Raw genomic sequence first — 18,608 nt, forward strand, 5'->3', positions numbered from 1 at the left:
TGATAATGCTGCCTTTGGATATCTTCAAAGGCAGCGTCATGACAATCACGATTTATCACAACAACGCCTGCGGCACCTCGCGCAAAACCCTGGAGGCGATCCGCGCCACCGGCGTCGAACCGGAGATCATCGACTACGTCAAGAACCCGCCGACGCGGGCCGCCCTGAAAGCGATGATCGCCAAGGCCGGCCTGACCGCGCGCCAGGCCATGCGCGACAAGGGCGACCTGTACGTGGAACTGGGGCTGGCCGATGCGTCGCTGTCGGATGACGCGCTGCTGGATGCGATGATGGCGCATCCGATACTGATCAACCGCCCGTTCGTGGTGACCGGCAAGGGCGTGCGCCTGTGCCGCCCTTCCGAACTGGTTCTGGAACTGCTCTAAATGTTCAATCCCGATGCGCTGATACGGCAGGCCGAGATTGGCGACGGCCGCTATTGCATTGTCGTCGACAACCTGCTGCTGGAGCCGCACAAGATGGTAGCGGAAGCGGTGGCGCGGCGTGCCGCGTTTGCCACGGCGCCGGTCAACTGCTATCCGGGCATGGAGCAGTCGTTGCCGCTGGATTTCGATGCGCAGCTGGATGCATTCTTCATGCGGCATCTGCGGCCCGCGTTCCATGCGCAACAGACGCTGGGCATGTCGACGCGCATGTCGATGGTGACCTTGCGGCCGGAGGAGTTGATGCCGCAGCAGCGCATCTGCCACCGCGATGCTCGCGATTGTCCGCCGGGCGAGGGTGCGGCCGCCTCGGTGCTGTATCTGTTTGAGGATGCGCGCCTGGGCGGGACCAGTTTCTATCGTCCGCTGCGGCATCCGGAGGAGATCGACTTCCTGTTGCACCAGGCGCGGATGATGGACAACACGGCGTTCAGCAAAGTGATCGGCGCGGAGCCGGCGTACTACAACGGCGACGGCCGCTACTTCGAAAAGATCTGCACGGTGCCGGCGGGGTGGAACCGCGCCATCTTCTACGACGCCACCACCTTCCACTCCGGCCAGATCGACGCGCCGGAACTGCTCGACGCCGACCCGGCGCGCGGCCGCCTGACCATCAACGCCTTCATCCGCTACCGCAAATAATCCGGGGTCAGGTCCAGAACGCGGACACGAGCTCGGCCGATAGCAGTTGAGCCCGTGTCCGGGTTCTGGACCTGACCCCGGAGTTTTAGGTATGGAAGAGGGGCAGCACGTGGGCGGCTATTTCTTCCATCGCTGCGGCGACCGGGCGGTGGCTGCGGCGGAAGTGCAGGCCGATGTGGTGGACGCCGGCGTCCTTCATCGCTTGCAGTTCCGCGACGAGGCCGTGGCGGCCTGCCGTGGCGCCGAAGCGGTGGCGGCGCAGCGGAGCGTCCGGGTCTTCGTCGAGATCCAGGTGGATGAAGCTGATGTACGGTTTGTCGGCGCCGGCGACTTCGCGCCATAGCGAGGAGCGGCGCGCGTGATCTTCCGGCGTGCCGGGATAGGCTAGCCAGCCGTCCATGTTGTGGCCTACCCACTGGGGCGTTTGCTGGGCCAGGCCGGCCACCAGCAGCGGTATCGGTTGCGCGGGACGTGGCAGCAGCCGGATGCCGTCCGGCCAGGCGGGATCGCGCGATGCACGCAGCATGGCGATCTGCTCGCGGAAGGCCGCGCCGCGTTCTTCGAAGTCGCGGCCGAAGATCGGATATTCGATAGGCCGGTCGCCGCTGGCGGTGCCCAGCAGCAGGCGGCCGCCGCTCAGGCGTTCCACCGTGGCGGCGGATTTCATCGTCAGCACCGGCTCGCGCAGCGGCAAGACGACGGCGGCGGTGCCGAGCAGGATGTCTTTGGTCACGCCGGCCAGATAGCCTAAGTAGGTGAACACTTCGAACACCTGCGCGGCGTCGCCGAAAGCGGGATCGTAGAGCGGCACGTCGCGCACCCACAGCGCGCGGAAGCCCAGCTTGTCCGCCAGCGTCGAGAGCTGCGCGTGGTGCGCCATGTCCGGCTCGCCCGGCAGGCGGCCCGATTCGCGCCGGGCGCGGTCGCCGGCGGGAGACCAGTCGTTGTCCAGCGGCAGTTCCAGGCCGATCGAGAAACCGCCGCGCTTCAGTTGTTCCATTGCTGATTGCATCATGCATCCTTTATCCATCGAAGACCGCAGTCTAGGCGGTGTCGCGGCAAAGAAAAATCCGTGCAATCACAAATCAATGTTGATCCGGGCGCAGCAATGAAAAACGGCGCCATCGGCGCCGTTTCGTTTAGTGCGTGCGGTTGACCGAGAAGTCGGCCAGCTGCAGCAGCGATTCCTTGTAGATGCTGTCGGGCAGGTCGGCGATCGCTTCGGCGGCGCGCTTGGCGGCAGTGACGGCCTGCTGGCGCGTGTATTCCAGCGCGCCGCTGCTGGTGATCGCCGCCAGGATGGTGTCGAAGTGCTGCTCGTCGCCCTGCTCGATGCAGCTGCGGACCAGCTCGCGCTGCTCCGGCGTGCCGTTTTCCATCAGGTAGATCAGCGGCAGCGTAGGCTTGCCTTCGCGCAGGTCGTCGCCGACGTTCTTGCCGATTTCGCTGGCGTCGCCGGCGTAGTCGAGGACGTCGTCGATCAGCTGGAAGGCAGTACCCAGCGAGCGGCCGTATTCGCCCGCCGCGTCGATTTGCGTGTCGTTGCAGCCGGATACCAGCGCGCCCAGCTCGGCCGCCGCTTCAAACAGCTTGGCGGTCTTGGAGCGGATCACTTGCAGATAGCGCTCCTGGCTGACGTCCGGGTCGTGCATGTTCAGCAACTGCAGCACTTCGCCTTCGGCGATGACGTTGGTGGCGTCCGACAGGATCTGCATGACGCGCATATTGTTCAGGCCGACCATCATCTGGAAGGCGCGCGAATACAGGAAGTCACCCACCAGCACCGAGGCGGCGTTGCCGAACAGCGCGTTGGCCGTGGCGCGGCCGCGGCGCAGCGACGATTCGTCGACCACGTCGTCGTGCAGCAGGGTGGCGGTGTGGATGAACTCGACCACCGCCGCCAGTTCGTGGTGCGCTGTTCCCTTGTAGGAATAGGCGTTGGCCACCAGCAGCACCAGGACCGGGCGGATGCGTTTGCCGCCCGCGCTGATGATGTATTCAGCGATCTGATTGACGAGGCTGACCTCGGAATGCAGTTTCCGGCGGATCACCGTGTTGACCGCGTCCATGTCGGCGGCGATCGTGTGGGCGATGTTGTTTTGTGGAGCGTTTTGGGTAGCGGCAGACAAGGCGAACCTGTGCGGTAGACTATTGGTGCCGAGATTATACGCCATGCCCCCGCCCATAGGGGGCGTCGGCCCCTGTTTGCGGCAACTGAATTGCCAATAAAATAAGCACGGCCCCGCTCGAAGATTGCCGACATACCACGACACCGGCCGTTTGTGAATAGTTTTTGACGCGAAATCCCATCCCATGTATAATCAGCGGTTCCCCGGTTTCCATGCATGCGGTTCTGCTGGCGCCGGAAGGAATTTTCTTAACATTTGATGAGGTTTCAAATCATGTACGCGGTCATAAAAACCGGTGGCAAACAATACAAAGTTGTCGCTGGCGAAAAACTTAAAGTAGAACAGATACCGGCAGACATTGGTTCCGAACTCACCATCGATCAGGTCCTCGCCGTCGGCGAAGGCGAAAGCATCAAATTTGGTGCTCCACTGGTTGAGGGTGCAAAGGTACTGGTTACTGTTGTGGCACACGGTCGTCACGATAAAGTGAAGATTTTCAAGATGCGTCGTCGTAAGCACTACCAGAAGCATCAAGGCCATCGCCAAAATTACACCGAAATCCAAATCGTATCGATCAACGGCTAATCGCCGTTTGCCCGAGAATTAGTATCCAAGGAGTCTTAAATGGCACACAAAAAAGGCGGCGGCACAACGCGAAATGGTCGTGACTCAGAATCAAAACGCCTCGGCGTTAAGGTTTACGGCGGTCAATCGATCAATGCTGGTGGCATCATCATTCGTCAGCGCGGCACCCCAGTGCGCGCCGGCGAAGGCGTTGGCATGGGCAAAGACCACACCCTGTTCGCTCTGGTGGACGGCAAGGTCAAGTTCGTTGTCAAAGGCGAAGGCTCGAAGCAGTTCGTCACCGTAGTTCCAGCGTAAATCACGCTAACGGCCTGGCGCGCTCGTCGCGCCGGCTGATTCTTGTAAGGCGCAAGCCTTCAATCGAAAGGCTCTGCCCACGGTGGAGCCTTTTTAGTTTTATGGCGGTACATCATGAAGTTTATCGACGAAGCAAAAATTGAAGTTATCGGTGGTGACGGCGGCAATGGTTGCGCCTCGTTTTGCCGTGAAAAATTCCGCCCGTTCGGCGGCCCTGACGGCGGCGACGGCGGCAAGGGTGGCTCGATCTGGGCCGTAGCGGACCGTAACATCAACACCTTGGTCGATTTCCGCTTCTCCAAGATGCACCGCGGTAAAGACGGCGAGTCCGGCCGCGGCGCCGATTGCTACGGCAAGGGCGCGGACGACATCCACCTGCGCATGCCGGTCGGCACGCTGATCATCGACGAAGCGTCGGGCGAAATCATGGCCGACCTGACCGAACACGGCCAGATGGAACTGCTGGCCAAGGGCGGCGAGGGCGGCTGGGGCAATATCCACTTCAAGACCTCGACCAACCGTGCCCCGCGTCAAAAGACCGAAGGTAAGGAAGGCGAACGCCGCGAACTGCGCCTGGAACTGAAGGTGCTGGCCGATGTCGGCCTGCTGGGCATGCCGAACGCCGGCAAGTCGACCTTTATTTCCGCCGTATCGAACGCGCGTCCGAAGATCGCCGACTACCCGTTCACGACGCTGCACCCCAACCTGGGCGTGGTCCGCGTGTCGCACGAGAAGAGCTTTGTGATCGCCGACATTCCTGGCTTGATCGAAGGCGCTTCCGAAGGCGCGGGCCTGGGCCACCAGTTCCTGCGTCACCTGCAGCGCACGGGCCTGCTGCTGCACATCGTCGACCTGGCGCCGTTTGAAACCAACGTCGATCCGGTCAAGGAAGCCAAGGCCCTGGTCAACGAACTGAAAAAGTACGACGAGTCGCTGGTCGACAAGCCGCGCTGGCTGGTGCTGAACAAATTGGACATGGTGCCGGAAGCGGAGCGCGTCAAGCGCGTCAAGGACTTCGTCAAGAAGTTCGGCTTCAAGGGCCCGGTGTTCGAGATCTCCGCGCTGAGCCACGACGGCACGCAGGAGCTGGTCAACGCCATCCAGAAACACCTGGAAGAGAAGCGCCACAGCGAGCAGCGCGCGGAAGAAACCCAGATGACGGAAGAGGCGCGCGGCATCTCCTCCATCGATCCGGACGATCCACGCTTCAAAATCCTCGACTAATCCTCTGCATCACCGGCATAATCAGTTATCAGCTGATTATGCCTTTCCATCTCGGCGCCCGTCCTGCCATCGCAGGGCCGGCGACTGTTAGCGGCAAGCAGGGCGATCCGCCCGCCAAAATCACAGCATCGAACTTCATCCGCTTGTTTTGAGAACGCTTATTAAAAGCCCGCACCCATGAATTCCGTCATACAAAAAGCCAATCGCATCATCATCAAGGTCGGCTCCTCGCTGGTCACCAACGACGGCCGCGGCCTCGATCACGCCGCCATCGCGCGCTGGGCCGCGCAGATCGCCGGCCTGCGGGCCTTGGGCAAGCAGGTGGTACTGGTGTCGTCCGGCGCCATCGCCGAGGGCATGCTGCGCCTGGGCTTCGAGCAGCGTCCCACCGATATCCATGAACTGCAGGCTTGCGCGGCGGTCGGCCAGATGGGCCTCGCGCAGATCTACGAGACCAGCTTCCGCGCCCACCAGCTGGGCACCGCGCAGGTGCTGCTGACGCACGCCGACCTGGCGGACCGTGAACGCTATCTGAACGCGCGCTCGACGCTGACCACCTTGCTGCGCCTGGGTGTGGTCCCGATCATCAACGAGAACGACACGGTGGTCACCGACGAGATCAAGTTCGGGGACAACGACACTTTGGGTGCGCTGGTGGCCAACCTGATCGAAGCCGACGCGCTGATCATCCTGACCGACCAGCATGGCCTGTACAGCGCCGATCCGCGCAAGGATCCGGCGGCGGTGCTGATCCAGCAGGGCCGCGCGGGCGATCCCGCGCTGGAGGCGATGGCCGGCGGCGCGGGCACCAACATCGGCCGCGGCGGCATGCTGACCAAGATCCTGGCGGCCAAGCGCGCGGCCAAGTCGGGCGCGCATACCATCATCGCCTGGGGACGTGACAGCGACGTGCTGGCGCGCCTGGCGAACGGCGAGGCGATCGGTACCGAGCTGGTGGCGCAAACGGGCCACCTGACGGCGCGCAAGCAGTGGATGGCCGATCATCTGCACACGGCGGGACAGGTGGTGCTGGATGCGGGCGCGGTGCAGAAGCTGACCGGCGAGGGCAAGTCGCTGCTGCCGATCGGCGTGGTGGATGTGAAGGGTGAGTTCGGACGCGGCGCGGTGATCACCTGCGTAAGCCAGGACGGCGTGCCGGTGGCGCGCGGCCTGTCGAACTACACCAGCGCCGAAACGCGCCGCATCATGCGCAAGCCTTCAAGCGAGATCGAAGCGATCCTCGGCTTCGTCGAAGGCCGCGAGCTGGTACATCGCGACAACCTGGTTCTCGTCTAGGCGGGGTCAGTTCCGGCATCGCTTTTACTACGGAGCGAGTTGCTCCAGGATCGCATGGGCCGCCTTGATGCGGTCCGGGCCCGGGAGGTTCTTGTTGGCCAGGATGACGATGCCGATTTTCTTCTCCGGCACGAACGCCACATAGGCGCCGAAGCGGCTGGTGGAGCCGGTCTTGTTGAACAAGGCCGCGCCCGACGGCACGCGCGGCGGCGTGAGCTTCCGCGCAGGATTGGCTTCCCATGCCATGGTTGTGGAGTTGCCGGCCTGTAGCTGTTCCAGGGCGACCGGGTAAGGGTACTGCTCCCAGCCGAGTCCCTGCACCATGCCGCCCACCTTGAAGTAGCCGACATGGGTGCCTTCCACCGCGCGCCGCAGCGGCGCTTCCAGCTTGCCCGGATCGATGTTGGCCTGCACATAGCGGATCATGTCGGCCGCCGTCGAGCGGATGCCGTAGGTTCCGTCGGCGAGAACGCCGGGATTCATCCGGCCCGGTTTGTTCGCTTTGTCGTATCCCCACGCATAATTGACCATGGCGCTTTGCGGCACGTGGACGTAGGTGTTCTTCATGCCAAGCGGCGAGAGGATATTCGTTTCCGTCGCTTCGTCAAAACCAGTCTTCAGCGCAAGGCTGGTCAGGTGTCCGAACAGCCCGAGGCTGGGATTGGAATATGTCCGTTGTACGCCGGGCGCGGCCTTCGGTTTCCAGTGCTGGAAATAGCTGGCCATCTGCTCGTCCGAGACTTCGTCGGGGAATTGCAGCGGCAGTCCGCCCGCGGTGTAAGTGCCGAGATTGAGCACGGTGGCCTTGTCGATCGCGCTGCCCTTCAACTGCGGCATGTATTTGCCGGGATGGTCATCCAGCGACAGCTTGCCGAGCACCTGGGCATACGAGGCCAGCGTGGCGGCAAAGGTCTTGCTGATGGAACCCAGCTCGAACAGCGTGGCGTCGCTGACGGGCGTGTTGTTTTCGCGCGAGGCGACGCCATAGTTGAAGACGAACGGTTGGCCGTTGACCGTCACGGCGACCGCCATGCCCGGCACGTCGTTTTCGGCCATGACAGGGCGGATCGCCTGGTCGACGATGGCGCGGATCCTGGCGCTGTCGTCGGCGGCCAGGCCGGCGGCTGGCAAGAAGCAGGAAGACAGGATGGCGATAGCCATGCAGGTGCGGGGTTTTGGTGAAATGATCAAAACGATTTATCCTTTTCTACTGTGGTTTCTAGAGTGCGTCCAGCCGTGTTGCCAGGTCGCGCAGGAAGGCTTCCTTGACCCGGCCGCCGGCAAAGCCTTCCTGCCTGCGGTCCAGCATCATGCGGGCGAAAACAATCGTGCGCTGTCCCTTGCTTGCCCAGCCTACGTACCAGCCGTACTGGTGCTCGGGGTCGTCGCTGCCGTTCGCCAGGACCGGCGCGGCGGTGCCGGTTTTTCCGTGGACTACCCAGCCGTTTTTCAGCGTCTCGGACGGCATGATGCGGAAGGTCATGTCGTAGGCTTTTTCCGACACCGGCAGCTGCCGGTTCACCATCTTGCGCAGGAAGTCCACCTGTTCGGCCGGCGATATCTTCAGCGAGGAACTGATCCATGACAGCGCAAGACCGTTGTCCTTGCCGGCGTCGCCGCTCACATCCCGGTTGCCGTAGTTGAAGCTGTCGACGTAGCCCTGGAAACGCGCCGCGCCAAGCCGGGACGTGATCTGCTGGGCGAACCAGACGACCGAATATTTGAGCCAGCTCGCCGGATCGGTGGTGGCGCGCCATTCCGCGTTCCAGTCGGTGTAGCCCTTCTGGAACGGCAGCGCCGGCGTGTGTTCGTCGGCCAGGATGCCGCTGTCGTAGCCCATCAGGCTGACCACGATATTGAAGGTCGATGCCGGCGTGATGCGCGTGTCGCACTGGCCTTCGCGAAGCAGGCGCGTGCCGCTGGCGGCGTCGGCCAGTTCGGTGCAGCCGATGGCCGCCAGTGTGGCGGGCGGCGTCGCCGTCAGCGCCGGCTGGAAGGCGAGGCTGGCGGCCAGAATGCACGCCAATCCCCCGATCACGGCAACGCGGGTCCAGCGGCCTTGGCGTGCCGCAGCGGGATCGCGGATCAGCGCGATCCTGCCGGCCAGCGTGTTGGCGTTGGCGCCGCCGAATGCCAGCGCGCTTGCCGCCGGCGACGGCGGTAATTTCAGCTGTGCCACCAGCGCCGCCGCGTATGCCTTGCGTTGCGCCGCCGGACGGCCGCGCAGCACATCGCGGTCGCAGCCCAGTTCCTGCGCCCACGACAGCCGGATGCGCAGCAGCCGCATGAAGGGATTAAACCAGAGCAGTGTTTGCAGGAGGACGCCGGCGCTGATCCAGTACAGGTCGCGCCGCCGCAGATGCGTCAGTTCATGCGCGACGATCATTTGCTGCTGGGTCGCTTCAAAGCCGCGCAGGTGCAGCGGCAACAGCAAGCGAGGCTTGAAGAGGCCGAACAGCATGGGCGATATCGGCGCATCCACTTCGATGACTTCCGGCGTTGGCGCCGGTGTGCCGGTGAAGCCGTGGTGGCGATCCAGTTCCGGCAGGCGGCCTCCGGCGGCGGCCAGACCGTTCAGCGTCCGCCGCGCCTGCAACTGCCTGACGATCGAAGCGGCGAGGCCGAGCAGGTAAACCAGCAGCCAGGCGCGGGCGCCGTCAAGCAGCCAGGTTCGGACCGCCGCGTCGGCGTTGGCGGCGTTGGCGGGGAGGGGCGTGCTCTCCGGTGCGGCGGTGCTCGTGGGAGCGGCGGCGCGCGTTGCCGTCACTTCGGCGAGGTCGATCGGCGGTACGAGGCGCAGCCGTTCGCTGTGCGGCAGCAGGATCAGCAGGAAGACCGCGACGATCGTGACCTGGCCCAGCAGCCAGACGGAACGCTGCAAGGCGACGCCAGGCAGCCAGCGACGGCACAGCGTGGTCACCGACCACACGCCCAGTCCGGCCGCCATGCAGCCGCAACTGGCCAGCAGAAACCGGAAAATAAACAGGTCGGCCGGACTCATTTTTCGTCGGCGTGGTCGTCCGGCCAGTCGTGCAGCAACTGCTCCAGCTGCGCCAGTTCGTCGCCGTCGACGAGCTTGCTGCCGGTGAACATATTGACCGGCAAAGGCGCATCCATTTCCATCACGCGCTTGCCGAAGTCGTGCGCGAACGCGGCCAGGGTGCTGACTTTCTCCAGCGCGGCTTCATACACCTGTACACCATGCACCGTGGATTGCCGCACCGAGCCTTTGTCCAGCATGCGTTCCAGCGTCTTGCGGGTGGAAGAGTACGACCAGCCCAGCTCCGCTTCGACTTGCCGATGGATTTCGCGGGCGCTGAGCGGTTGCTGGCGCCACAGCGCTTTCAGCACGGTGAGTTCGGAGATTGAGGGAATTGCCATGCGACGCTCCATATGTGACTTATGCCACCATTATGCGACATGTGTCGCATAATGGTCAAGCGGGCGTCTGGAGCGTTACATCGGAGGGCTTAGATACCGTCGGGCGCGGGCGTTTTGCTGCGGTAGTCGCACAGGTCGAGCTGCATGCAGTTCCAGCATTCGGGCTTGCGCGCCTTGCAGGTGTAGCGGCCGTGCAGGATCAGCCAGTGGTGGGCGTCGTGCAGGAATTCCTTCGGCACGAACTTGAGCAGCTTCTGCTCGACGATCTCGACGTTCTTGCCCGGCGCCAGGCCGGTGCGGTTGGAGACGCGGAAGATGTGCGTGTCCACCGCCATCGTCGGTTCGCCGAAGGCGGTGTTCATCACCACGTTGGCGGTCTTGCGGCCCACGCCCGGCAGGGCTTCCAGCGACTCGCGGTCGCGCGGCACTTCGCCGCCGTGCAGCTCGACCAGCATGCGGCAGGTCGAGATGACGTTCTTGGCCTTGGTCTTGTACAGGCCGATGGTCTGGATGTAGGTCTTCAGTTCCTCTTCGCCCAGGTCCAGTATGGCCTGCGGCGTGTTCGCCACCGGATACAGCTTGCGCGTGGCCTTGTTGACGCCGACGTCGGTGGCCTGCGCCGACAGCAGCACGGCGATCAGCAGCTCAAACGGCGTGGTGTATTCAAGTTCGGTTTCTGGCTTGGGATTGGCGGCGCGGAAGCGCACAAACATTTCGTAGCGTTTGGCTGGATTCATTCAGGCGGATTTCCATCGTCTGGCTTGGTTTCGGAAGCCGCTTGCGCAGCTTCCTCCTTTTTCAAACGGGCCCGCTCCATCGCGGCGGCGATGATGGCGCGCTTGCGTTCCTTTTCCGCTTCACCGGCGGCGTCGGCGGGATCGAGCGCCTGCACGGCGGCCATCTTGGCTTCGGCCTTGGCGGCGAGGCGGGCGTCGTTTTCATCCTGCTCGCGCTTGAGGCGGAAGGTGCGGAAGTCGTGCCGCGCGCGCGCGGCGTCGGCGTCGGCCTGGCGCCAGGCGTCCCAGCCGGTGGTCTCGGTGACCGGGTGCATGACGATGCAATCGACCGGGCATGGATGGACGCACAGGTCGCAGCCGGTGCACAGGTCCGGCACGATGGTGTGCATCAGCTTTGCGGCGCCGATGATGGCGTCGACCGGGCAGGCCTGGATGCACAGCGTGCAGCCGATGCACAGCGATTCGTCGATGTAGGCGACCGCGCGCGGCCGTTCCAGGCCGTTGACGGGATTGAGCGGGATGACCTTGTGGCCGGTGACCGACGACAGGCGGGCGATGCCTTCGGCGCCGCCCGGCGGGCACTGGTTGATGCCGGCCGCGCCGGCGGCGATCGCTTCCGCGTACGGACGGCAGCCGTCATAGCCGCACTTGGTGCATTGCGTCTGCGGCAGTACGTCTTCGATGCGGTCGGCGAGTGATTTGGTGGTCGGCACGGCGGAGGCGGCGGCGGAATAAAGCGCCATTATCCGATATCTGCGCCGGCCGGACCGAAAAACCTTATTCGGCGCGCGGTTTCGCCGGCCATACGCGGCGCACGGTTTGCCGCTCCAGCTCTTCCGCGTGCAGGCTGAACGCCGGCTTGATCAAGTCGCTGCGGCTGACGATGCCGATCAGGCGGCGCGATTGCGCGTCGCTCACCACCGGCAGGCGTTCCAGCTCATGCACCGCCAGCCGCGTGGCCAGCGCGCGGCAGGTTTCGTCGGCCAGCGCGAAGATCGGCAGGTTGACGCCGAACAGGTCGCCGATCCGCAGCGCACCGGCGGCGCGCGCGCTGTCTTCGATGCCGGCGCGGTCCAGCATGCCGACCAGCGCGCCGTCGCGCACCACAGGGAAGGCGCGGTGGCGCTGCGCGGCGCCGAAATGGCTGGCCAGCACGTCGGCGATCAAGGCCTGCGCATCGATGCTGGTGGTGGTGGCGGTCATCACCTCGGCCACGCTGTGGCGCTCCATCGGATCGATGCCGTATTCGCGGTAGATGTGATGGCCGCGGCGGGCGATCTTTTCGGTCAGGATGGAGCGGTGCATGGTGATGACGGTGAAGGCGTAGGCCACCGTCGACGTGGCCAGCACCGGCAGCATGGCGTTGACGTCGTGCGTCAGCTCGAAGGCGAACACCACCGCCATGACCGGCGCGCGCATCATGCCGCCCAGCGTGGCGGCCATGAACACCAGCGGCCACACGGCGGGCTCGCCGCCAGGCAGGTAGGGGCCGAGCAGGGCGCCCAGGCCCGCGCCCAGCATCAGCAGCGGCGCCAGCACGCCGCCGGAGGTGCCGGAACCCAGGGCCAGCAGCCAGATCACGGCCTTGACGACCAGCAGGCTGGCGATGGCGCTGGCGGCCAGGTGGTTGTTGAGCAGGTCGGCGATGACGTCGTAGCCCACGCCCAGCGCGCGCGGCTGCAGATAGCCGCCGATGCCGACCGCCAGGCCGCCGATGGCCGGCCACCACATCCAGTGGATGGGCAGCTTGTGGAAGCCGTCTTCGACGCGGTACAGCGCGGTCGACAGCAGCCAGGCCAGGGCGCCGCACAGCAGGCCGCCGATCAGGCAGGACACCAGCGCCGACGGCGGCATCACCGCGGTATGCAGCGGGAACAGCGGCCCGCTCTCGATCAGCAGCGGGCGCAGGAAGCCGGCCACCGCGCAGGCCACGGCCACCGGTGCCAGGCTGCGCGGGCGCAGTTCGAACAGCAGCAATTCGACCGCCAGCAGCAGCGCGGCGATCGGCGTGCCGAACACCGCCGTCATGCCGGCCACGGCGCCCGCCACCAGCAGCGCCTTGCGCTCGCCGGCGCTGAGGTGGAAGTGCTGGGCGATCAGCGAGCCGACCGCGCCGCCGGTCATGATGATCGGTCCCTCGGCGCCGAACGGGCCGCCGCTGCCGATGGCGATGCCCGAGGCCAGCGGCTTGAGCAGCGCCACCTTCGGCGACATGGTGCTCTTCTTGAACAGGATGGCCTCGATGGCTTCGGGGATGCCGTGGCCGCGGATCGCCTCGCTGCCGTAGCGGGCGATCAGGCCGATGACCAGGCCGCCGATCACCGGCACCACGATCACCCAGGCGCCCAGCGCATGGGTGGCGGGCGAGGTGAAGGCGGTGGAGAATTTCTGGAAGAAGAACAGGTTGGTGAAGAAGCGGATCGCGTGCAGCAGCAGGTCGGCGGTCACGGTGCTCAGTGCGCCGACCACGGCGGCGATGCTGGCGATCAGGACCAGCCTGGCGTTGCCGTCGAAGTCGCGGCGGGCGTCGTAATTATTGGTTGTCATGGGAGCTCAGTTTGGGGATGGTGAAGACGCCGTCGAGCGACAGCAGTTCGGTGCGGTGCAGCTGGGCCAGTTTGCGCAGCATGGCTTCGCCGTCCTTCAGCAGATGGATTTCCACGCGGCGGCGGTCGGTGCCGCTGACGCGGCGCTCGACCAGGCCGCCGGCTTCGCAGCGCGTGACCAGCGCCACCACGCCGTGCGGCTTGGCCTGCAGCCGCTCGGCCAGCTCGCCGACGGTGGCCCAGTCGCGGCCCGGATAGCCCTTGATGTGCAGCAGCAGCAGGTATTGCAGCGGCGTGATGCCTTGCGCCTGCACGACATCTTCGGAAAAGCGCTCGAAGCGCCGCATCTGGTAGCGGAATTCGGACAGCGCGCTGAAGTCCGACTTGTTTAACGGAGGAGGTGTTTTCGAGCTCATGCGGAAATATATCATGACATGATATATTTTGCCGCAAAAAAAACGGGGTCAGGTCCGGCATTCGGACCTGACCCCGCCGTATATCAGCCGTGTTTCTTGATGAAGTCGGTGATTTTCGGGCACACCATTTCGCGCCAGCGGCGGCCGGAGAAGATGCCGTAGTGGCCGGCGCCGGGGGCGACGAAGTCTTGCTGCATGTCGGCCGGGATGCCGCTGCACAGGTCGTGCGCGGCCTGGGTCTGGCCGGCGCCGGAGATGTCGTCCAGCTCGCCTTCGACGGTGAACAGCGCGACCGTGGTGATGTCCTGCGGACGCACCAGCTTGCCGCCGACCACCCATTCGCCCTTCGGCAGCGCGAAGTCCTGGAACACGGTCTTGATCGTGTCCAGGTAGTATTCGGCCGGCATGTCCAGCACGGCGTTGTATTCGTCGTAGAACTTGCGGTGGCTGTCGGCCGGCTCGTCATCGCCTTCGACCAGGTGCATGTAGAACTCGCGGTGGCTTTGCGCGTGGCGGCCCGGGTTCATGGCGATGAAGCCGGCGTGCTGCAGGAAGCCCGGATAGACCTTGCGGCCAAAGCCCGGATAGTTGGGCGGCACCGCATAAATCACGGTGTTCTCGAACCACGAGAATTTCTTTTCGGTGGCCAGGTTGTTGACCTGCGTCGGCGAGCGGCGCGGATCGATCGGGCCGCCCATCATGGTCATGGTCTTCGGCAGCTTCGGGTCTTTTTCGGAGGCCATCAGCGCGATCGCCGCCAGCACCGGCACGGTCGGCTGGCAGACGGAGATCACGTGCAACTCGGGGCCGAGCAGGCGGATGAAGTCCTGCACGTAGAAAATATAGTCGTCCAGGTGGAACGCGCCTTCCGACAGCGGCACCATGCGCGCATCGGTCCAGTCGGTGACGTAGACGTCGTGATCGACCAGCAGCCCGCGCACGGTGTCGCGCAGCAGCGTCGAGTGGTGGCCGGACAACGGTGCGACCAGCAGCACGGTCGGCTGTTTCAGCGCCTTGATTTTCTTGTCGTCCAGATCCTTCTTGAAGTGGATCAGGCGGCAGAAGGGCTTGTTGACCACCACCTGCTCGATGATGCCGACCGTCTCGCCGTTGACCAGCGTGTCGTCGATTTCAAACGCCGGCTTTTCATAGTCCTTGCCCAAGCGGTACATCAGCTCGTAACCGGCGGCGATCCGTTGCGAGAACGGCGTATGGGCCAGCGGCGATACCGGGTTGGTGAACAGCTTGGACGACGCGTCCGCCCATTGCATCAGGGGCGTCAGGAGCGAGCGTTGCATTTCGTGCAGTTGGTAGAGCATAGTGTAGTCCCGGGTCGAGTGCTTGGTGCGATGCACCAATACCTTACATCATAAGCCAAATTATAAAACAATGGTTCGTGTCGTAAAGCATTTCAAAGTACCGCCGGGCAAGCGTACGTAGTATCCACAATGCGCCCGCAGTTCTCCATTGACGCCATCATAATACTGCCGAAAACATAAAAAAAGCAGCGTTTCCGCTGCTTTTGTGTAGGACAGGCACTTGCCGTTGTAATCGCGCTCTTAGTCGAAGACCGGGGTTTCCACGCCCAGCACCTTGTGCAGCTTGGGCGAAGTGGTGGTGTACTGCATGTGGATCTTCTTGTCCGGGAAGATGTACGGCGCGGCGCCGAAGGCGGCCAGCGCGGCTTCATGGAAGCCCGACAGGATCAGCTTTTTCTTGCCCGGATAGGTGTTGATGTCGCCGACGGCGAAGATGCCCGGGACGTTGGTCTCGAACTTCTCGGTGTTTTGCACCTTCAGCTGGCGGCGCTCGATGTCCAGGCCCCATTCGGCGATCGGGCCCAGCTTCGGCGACAGGCCGAAGAACACCAGCAGCATGTCCAGCGGCACGCGGCGGGTGACGCCGTCGGCGCCGGTGACCTTCAGCTGCGACAGCTTGCCGTCTTCGCCGGCTTCGTAGCCGGTGGCCTGGCCGATGATCAGCTGCATTTCGTAGTCGTCGCACAGCGCTTTCATCTTGGCGACCGAGGCCGGCGCGGCGCGGAAGTCTTCGCGGCGGTGCAGCAAAACGACCGATTCGGCCTTGCCGACGAAGTTCAGCGCCCAGTCCAGCGCGGAGTCGCCGCCGCCGCAGATGACCAGGTTCTTGCCTTCGAACTGCGAGGGATCCTTGACCTTGTAGTGCAGCTGCGAACCTTCGAACACTTCGATGCCGTCGACCTTGATCGTGCGCGCCTGGAACGAACCGACGCCGGCCGCGATGAAGATGGTCTTGGTGATGAACTGGGTGCCGGCGGTGGTCTCGACGTCGAAACGGCCGTCGTCGCGGCGCGCGACCTTGGTCACTTCCTGGCCCAGGTGGAAGGTCGGCTCGAACGGCTCGATCTGCTTGAGCAGGTTGTCGGTCAGTTCCTGGCCGGTGCACGAGGGCACGGCGGGGATGTCGTAGATCGGCTTGTCCGGATACAGTTCAACGCACTGTCCGCCCACGGCGCCCAGCGAATCGATCACGTGGGCTTTGATTTCCAGCAGGCCGAGTTCGAAGACCTGGAACAGGCCGACCGGGCCGGCGCCGATGATGACGGCATCGGCTTCGATGACGCCTGGATGAGTGACAGTGCTATTCATACATGGATTCCTGTTATTTCAATAATGGTTAGGCAACACAAGGCTGCGCGGCGGCCAATCAAAACCTGGCGCTCGCGGTAGGCGCTGCCCGATGCGGCCTGGCCAGACGGAGCGTCTTAGCGTACCAGCAGGTGCAGTTTTTCTTTGACGTCCTTGAACTGGTCGGCTTCCGGCAGCGGAGCGACCGTCTTGGTGATCGAAGGCCAGTTGCGGGCGAGATCGACATTGATCTTGATGAATTGCTGCTGGTCGCCCGGCACATCTTCCTCGGCGTAGATCGCGTTGACCGGGCATTCAGCCACGCAGACGGCGCAGTCGATGCACTCGTCCGGATCGATGGCGAGGAAGTTCGGGCCTTGGCGGAAACAATCTACCGGGCAAACATCGACGCAGTCCGTGTAACGGCAGCTGATGCAAGATTCGGTGACAACGTGGGTCATAACAGTCCTATCAATGTTGGTGTGCTGCAGCGTCGGCGGCGGTGGGATGGCCCGGCTAACCTCAGCAAAGCACTGTATTTTAAGGTAATTCGCTATTTCTCACAAATTGCGCTTATATACAATACATATAAGCAAATTCGTTGGCGAAGGGCGACAGGCCCTGCGGCAGGGGGGCGATACGCTAGAATCCATGTCCAAAGATCAACTGGAGACGGCATGAGCGCGATCCCTACCGAGTTTTTCCTGTTCGCCGCCGTGCTCGGCATGGTGGCCTTCAGCCATCTCAACACCATGCTGACGGCGCTGGTGGGCGCGCTGGTGATTACCGTCTATAAATTGTTGTTTTCGTCGTTCGGCGAGGGCCCCGGCCTGGGCGGCCTGGCCGCGCACGCCGCCCATGAATGGGTGGGGCTGGCCAACCTGCTGGCGCTGCTGCTGGGTTTTGCGCTGCTGGCCAGGCATTTCGACAAGAGCGAAGTGCCGGCCATCCTGCCGCACTACCTGCCCAACGACTGGAAGGGGCCGCTGGCGCTGCTGGTGCTGGTGTTCGTCATTTCCAGCTTCCTCGACAACATCGCCGCCGCCATCATCGGCGGCGCCGTGGCGCGCAGCGTGTTCCGCGGCCGCGTGCACCTCGGCTACCTGGCCGCCATCGTCGCCGCCTCCAATGCCGGCGGCGCCGGCAGCGTGGTCGGCGACACCACCACCACCATGATGTGGCTGCACGGCATCGCGCCGGGCCAGGTGCTGCACGCCTATGTGGCGGCGGTGGTGGCGCTGTTCGTCTGCGCCATTCCGGCCGCGCGCCAGCAGCAGGCATATTCGCCCATCGTCAAGGACGCGCCGCCGGGCGTGCGCATCGACTGGCCGCGGCTGGGCATCGTCGCCTTCGTGCTGCTGGCGGCGATCGGCGCCAATCTGTTGCTGAACCTGCACCGTCCGGATCTGGCGGCGGTCTTTCCCTTCCTGGGCGCGGCGGTCTGGCTGGCCCTGCTGCTGAGCGGCCTGCTGCGCCGCCCCGACTGGGCCGAGTTGCCGGGCGCGGCGCGCGGCGCGCTGTTCCTGCTGGCGCTGGTGTGGTCGGCCTCGCTGATGCCGGTCGAGGCGCTGCCGCCGGCCTCATGGGCGATGACGCTGGGCCTGGGCTTTGTGTCGGCCGTGTTCGACAACATCCCGCTGACCGCGCTGGCCCTGCGCCAGGGGGGCTTCGACTGGGGCTACCTGGCGTATGCGGTGGGCTTCGGCGGCTCGATGATCTGGTTCGGCTCGTCGGCCGGGGTGGCGCTGTCGGGTATGTATCCGGAGTCGCGCTCGGTGACGCAATGGCTGCGCCACGGCTGGCACGTGGCGCTGGCCTATGTGGTGGGCTTTTTCGTCATGCTGGCCTTGCTGGGCTGGCGCGCCTGAGCCGCAACTGGCATCATGGCGCCTTTGTTTACACCGTAGAGGAAGCCGCATGGCGGACATCAACATCGTTCAGGAGCATCACCTGGCGCCGGAGCAGGCCCGCGTGGCCGCACAACAAGTGGCCGATAAGCTGGCCGAACAATTCGAACTGGCCTGCCGCTGGGACGGCGACGTGCTGCGCTTCGAGCGCAGCGGCGTCAACGGTTCGCTGACCCTGCGTCCGAACCAGGCGCAGCTGCAAATCGCGCTGGGCTTCCTGTTCAGCGCCTTCTCGTCGCAGATCGAGGCCAAGGTGAGCGAGAAAATGCGCAAGGTGTTTGTTGCATAAAAGAACTTAATGTTGTTTAATGAAAAATTAAATTGCAAAATAGTATCGGTTGCGTATAATTGCCGGGACCGATGCTTTTTATCTAATTTAACTTCACAAATCTTCAGGAC

20 protein-coding genes and 1 pseudogene are annotated in these 18,608 nt (G+C 64.0%); 8 read left to right on the plus strand and 13 right to left on the minus strand.

What is annotated here, in order from left to right; all coding sequences use genetic code 11:
• Nucleotides 1-38: 38 nt before the first annotated feature.
• Together arsC and ACEN9F_RS25110 are read left to right on the plus strand one after the other, a co-directional pair.
• A complete protein-coding gene (arsC, locus tag ACEN9F_RS25105; RefSeq protein ID WP_413424441.1) occupies nucleotides 39-386 on the plus strand; it encodes an arsenate reductase (glutaredoxin) in 348 nt (115 codons plus the stop codon).
• Nucleotides 387-1,085: a DUF6445 family protein gene (locus ACEN9F_RS25110; RefSeq protein WP_413424443.1), complete on the plus strand. Its 699-nt coding sequence runs from the start codon at nucleotides 387-389 to the stop codon at nucleotides 1,083-1,085. It abuts the gene before it with no gap.
• Between the two features lie 85 nt (nucleotides 1,086-1,170).
• On the opposite strand, the gene ACEN9F_RS25115 is transcribed toward ACEN9F_RS25110, so the two are convergent.
• Together ACEN9F_RS25115 and ispB are read right to left on the minus strand one after the other, a co-directional pair.
• On the minus strand, nucleotides 1,171-2,097 hold the full coding sequence (locus ACEN9F_RS25115) for a TIGR03571 family LLM class oxidoreductase (RefSeq protein WP_413427170.1): 927 nt from the start codon (nucleotides 2,095-2,097) through the stop codon (nucleotides 1,171-1,173).
• Nucleotides 2,098-2,224: 127 nt separating this feature from the next.
• Complete coding sequence (gene ispB, locus ACEN9F_RS25120; protein WP_413424445.1) at nucleotides 2,225-3,214, minus strand: octaprenyl diphosphate synthase; 990 nt, start codon at nucleotides 3,212-3,214, stop codon at nucleotides 2,225-2,227.
• A gap of 273 nt (nucleotides 3,215-3,487) precedes the next feature.
• Between ispB and rplU the strand changes: the two genes are divergently transcribed.
• The 4 genes from rplU to proB all read left to right on the plus strand — a co-directional run bounded on the left by rplU (nucleotide 3,488) and on the right by proB (nucleotide 6,616).
• Nucleotides 3,488-3,799 (plus strand): 50S ribosomal protein L21, encoded by a 312-nt coding sequence (gene rplU / locus ACEN9F_RS25125; protein ID WP_008445658.1) that lies wholly within the window; start codon nucleotides 3,488-3,490, stop codon nucleotides 3,797-3,799.
• 39 nt (nucleotides 3,800-3,838) lie between these two features.
• Nucleotides 3,839-4,096, plus strand: a complete 258-nt coding sequence (gene rpmA, locus ACEN9F_RS25130) for a 50S ribosomal protein L27 (protein WP_008445659.1) — start codon at nucleotides 3,839-3,841, stop codon at nucleotides 4,094-4,096.
• Between the two features lie 114 nt (nucleotides 4,097-4,210).
• Nucleotides 4,211-5,320, plus strand: coding sequence for a GTPase ObgE (gene obgE / locus ACEN9F_RS25135; RefSeq protein ID WP_413424447.1), 1,110 nt, complete (start codon nucleotides 4,211-4,213; stop codon nucleotides 5,318-5,320).
• A gap of 177 nt (nucleotides 5,321-5,497) precedes the next feature.
• Nucleotides 5,498-6,616: a glutamate 5-kinase gene (gene proB, locus ACEN9F_RS25140; protein WP_413424449.1), complete on the plus strand. Its 1,119-nt coding sequence runs from the start codon at nucleotides 5,498-5,500 to the stop codon at nucleotides 6,614-6,616.
• 27 nt (nucleotides 6,617-6,643) lie between these two features.
• Here the strand turns inward: proB and ampC are convergent, their stop codons facing one another.
• The 11 genes and pseudogenes from ampC to fdxA form a co-directional block, all read right to left on the minus strand.
• Nucleotides 6,644-7,777 carry a class C beta-lactamase gene (ampC, locus tag ACEN9F_RS25145; protein ID WP_413424451.1) on the minus strand — a complete coding sequence of 378 codons (1,134 nt, stop codon included), beginning with the start codon at nucleotides 7,775-7,777 and terminating at the stop codon, nucleotides 6,644-6,646.
• Between the two features lie 58 nt (nucleotides 7,778-7,835).
• Nucleotides 7,836-8,600, minus strand: coding sequence for a class D beta-lactamase (gene blaOXA, locus ACEN9F_RS25150; RefSeq protein WP_413427172.1), 765 nt, complete (start codon nucleotides 8,598-8,600; stop codon nucleotides 7,836-7,838).
• 111 nt (nucleotides 8,601-8,711) lie between these two features.
• A pseudogene (locus ACEN9F_RS25155) lies at nucleotides 8,712-9,617 on the minus strand (M56 family metallopeptidase); the annotation flags it as partial.
• Entirely contained in the window at nucleotides 9,614-9,997 is a 384-nt protein-coding gene (locus tag ACEN9F_RS25160) for a BlaI/MecI/CopY family transcriptional regulator (RefSeq protein WP_413424453.1), read from the minus strand. The pseudogene ACEN9F_RS25155 and the gene ACEN9F_RS25160, both read right to left, overlap by 4 nt.
• An 89-nt stretch (nucleotides 9,998-10,086) precedes the next feature.
• Entirely contained in the window at nucleotides 10,087-10,734 is a 648-nt protein-coding gene (gene nth, locus ACEN9F_RS25165; RefSeq protein ID WP_413424455.1) for an endonuclease III, read from the minus strand.
• Nucleotides 10,731-11,477: an electron transport complex subunit RsxB gene (gene rsxB, locus ACEN9F_RS25170; protein ID WP_413424457.1), complete on the minus strand. Its 747-nt coding sequence runs from the start codon at nucleotides 11,475-11,477 to the stop codon at nucleotides 10,731-10,733. Before rsxB ends, nth begins: the two co-directional genes overlap by 4 nt.
• 34 nt (nucleotides 11,478-11,511) lie before the next feature.
• Nucleotides 11,512-13,281: a chloride channel protein gene (locus tag ACEN9F_RS25175; protein ID WP_413424459.1), complete on the minus strand. Its 1,770-nt coding sequence runs from the start codon at nucleotides 13,279-13,281 to the stop codon at nucleotides 11,512-11,514.
• Nucleotides 13,268-13,696: a MarR family winged helix-turn-helix transcriptional regulator gene (locus ACEN9F_RS25180; protein WP_413424461.1), complete on the minus strand. Its 429-nt coding sequence runs from the start codon at nucleotides 13,694-13,696 to the stop codon at nucleotides 13,268-13,270. Before ACEN9F_RS25180 ends, ACEN9F_RS25175 begins: the two co-directional genes overlap by 14 nt.
• A gap of 83 nt (nucleotides 13,697-13,779) precedes the next feature.
• Entirely contained in the window at nucleotides 13,780-15,015 is a 1,236-nt protein-coding gene (locus tag ACEN9F_RS25185; RefSeq protein ID WP_413424462.1) for a polyhydroxyalkanoate depolymerase, read from the minus strand.
• A gap of 240 nt (nucleotides 15,016-15,255) precedes the next feature.
• A complete protein-coding gene (locus ACEN9F_RS25190; protein ID WP_413424464.1) occupies nucleotides 15,256-16,323 on the minus strand; it encodes an NAD(P)/FAD-dependent oxidoreductase in 1,068 nt (355 codons plus the stop codon).
• Nucleotides 16,324-16,439: 116 nt separating this feature from the next.
• A complete protein-coding gene (gene fdxA, locus ACEN9F_RS25195; protein ID WP_413424466.1) occupies nucleotides 16,440-16,763 on the minus strand; it encodes a ferredoxin FdxA in 324 nt (107 codons plus the stop codon).
• 216 nt (nucleotides 16,764-16,979) lie between these two features.
• Between fdxA and ACEN9F_RS25200 the strand changes: the two genes are divergently transcribed.
• Both ACEN9F_RS25200 and ACEN9F_RS25205 read left to right on the plus strand, forming a co-directional pair.
• Entirely contained in the window at nucleotides 16,980-18,170 is a 1,191-nt protein-coding gene (locus tag ACEN9F_RS25200; protein ID WP_413424467.1) for a citrate transporter, read from the plus strand.
• Nucleotides 18,171-18,219: 49 nt separating this feature from the next.
• Nucleotides 18,220-18,498: a polyhydroxyalkanoic acid system family protein gene (locus tag ACEN9F_RS25205; protein WP_413424469.1), complete on the plus strand. Its 279-nt coding sequence runs from the start codon at nucleotides 18,220-18,222 to the stop codon at nucleotides 18,496-18,498.
• Nucleotides 18,499-18,608 lie beyond the last annotated feature (110 nt).

It is taken from the genome of Duganella sp. CT11-25 (assembly GCF_047302815.1).
In the GTDB taxonomy this organism is placed as follows: domain Bacteria; phylum Pseudomonadota; class Gammaproteobacteria; order Burkholderiales; family Burkholderiaceae_D; genus Rugamonas.

Excerpts from the sequence above, each read along its gene's own strand:
- ACEN9F_RS25110 (WP_413424443.1), top strand. The coding sequence starts at position 387 with ATGTTCAATCCCGATGCGCTGATACGGCAGGCCGAGATTGGCGACGGC.
- obgE (WP_413424447.1), top strand. The coding sequence starts at position 4,211 with ATGAAGTTTATCGACGAAGCAAAAATTGAAGTTATCGGTGGTGACGGC.
- ACEN9F_RS25115 (WP_413427170.1), bottom strand. The coding sequence starts at position 2,097 with ATGCAATCAGCAATGGAACAACTGAAGCGCGGCGGTTTCTCGATCGGC.
- ACEN9F_RS25180 (WP_413424461.1), bottom strand. The coding sequence starts at position 13,696 with ATGAGCTCGAAAACACCTCCTCCGTTAAACAAGTCGGACTTCAGCGCG.
- ACEN9F_RS25200 (WP_413424467.1), top strand. The coding sequence starts at position 16,980 with ATGAGCGCGATCCCTACCGAGTTTTTCCTGTTCGCCGCCGTGCTCGGC.
- ACEN9F_RS25175 (WP_413424459.1), bottom strand. The coding sequence starts at position 13,281 with ATGACAACCAATAATTACGACGCCCGCCGCGACTTCGACGGCAACGCC.
- ACEN9F_RS25190 (WP_413424464.1), bottom strand. The coding sequence starts at position 16,323 with ATGAATAGCACTGTCACTCATCCAGGCGTCATCGAAGCCGATGCCGTC.
- rplU (WP_008445658.1), top strand. The coding sequence starts at position 3,488 with ATGTACGCGGTCATAAAAACCGGTGGCAAACAATACAAAGTTGTCGCT.
- nth (WP_413424455.1), bottom strand. The coding sequence starts at position 10,734 with ATGAATCCAGCCAAACGCTACGAAATGTTTGTGCGCTTCCGCGCCGCC.
- arsC (WP_413424441.1), top strand. The coding sequence starts at position 39 with ATGACAATCACGATTTATCACAACAACGCCTGCGGCACCTCGCGCAAA.
- ACEN9F_RS25205 (WP_413424469.1), top strand. The coding sequence starts at position 18,220 with ATGGCGGACATCAACATCGTTCAGGAGCATCACCTGGCGCCGGAGCAG.
- ACEN9F_RS25185 (WP_413424462.1), bottom strand. The coding sequence starts at position 15,015 with ATGCTCTACCAACTGCACGAAATGCAACGCTCGCTCCTGACGCCCCTG.
- ampC (WP_413424451.1), bottom strand. The coding sequence starts at position 7,777 with ATGGCTATCGCCATCCTGTCTTCCTGCTTCTTGCCAGCCGCCGGCCTG.
- rsxB (WP_413424457.1), bottom strand. The coding sequence starts at position 11,477 with ATGGCGCTTTATTCCGCCGCCGCCTCCGCCGTGCCGACCACCAAATCA.
- fdxA (WP_413424466.1), bottom strand. The coding sequence starts at position 16,763 with ATGACCCACGTTGTCACCGAATCTTGCATCAGCTGCCGTTACACGGAC.
- ACEN9F_RS25160 (WP_413424453.1), bottom strand. The coding sequence starts at position 9,997 with ATGGCAATTCCCTCAATCTCCGAACTCACCGTGCTGAAAGCGCTGTGG.
- rpmA (WP_008445659.1), top strand. The coding sequence starts at position 3,839 with ATGGCACACAAAAAAGGCGGCGGCACAACGCGAAATGGTCGTGACTCA.
- proB (WP_413424449.1), top strand. The coding sequence starts at position 5,498 with ATGAATTCCGTCATACAAAAAGCCAATCGCATCATCATCAAGGTCGGC.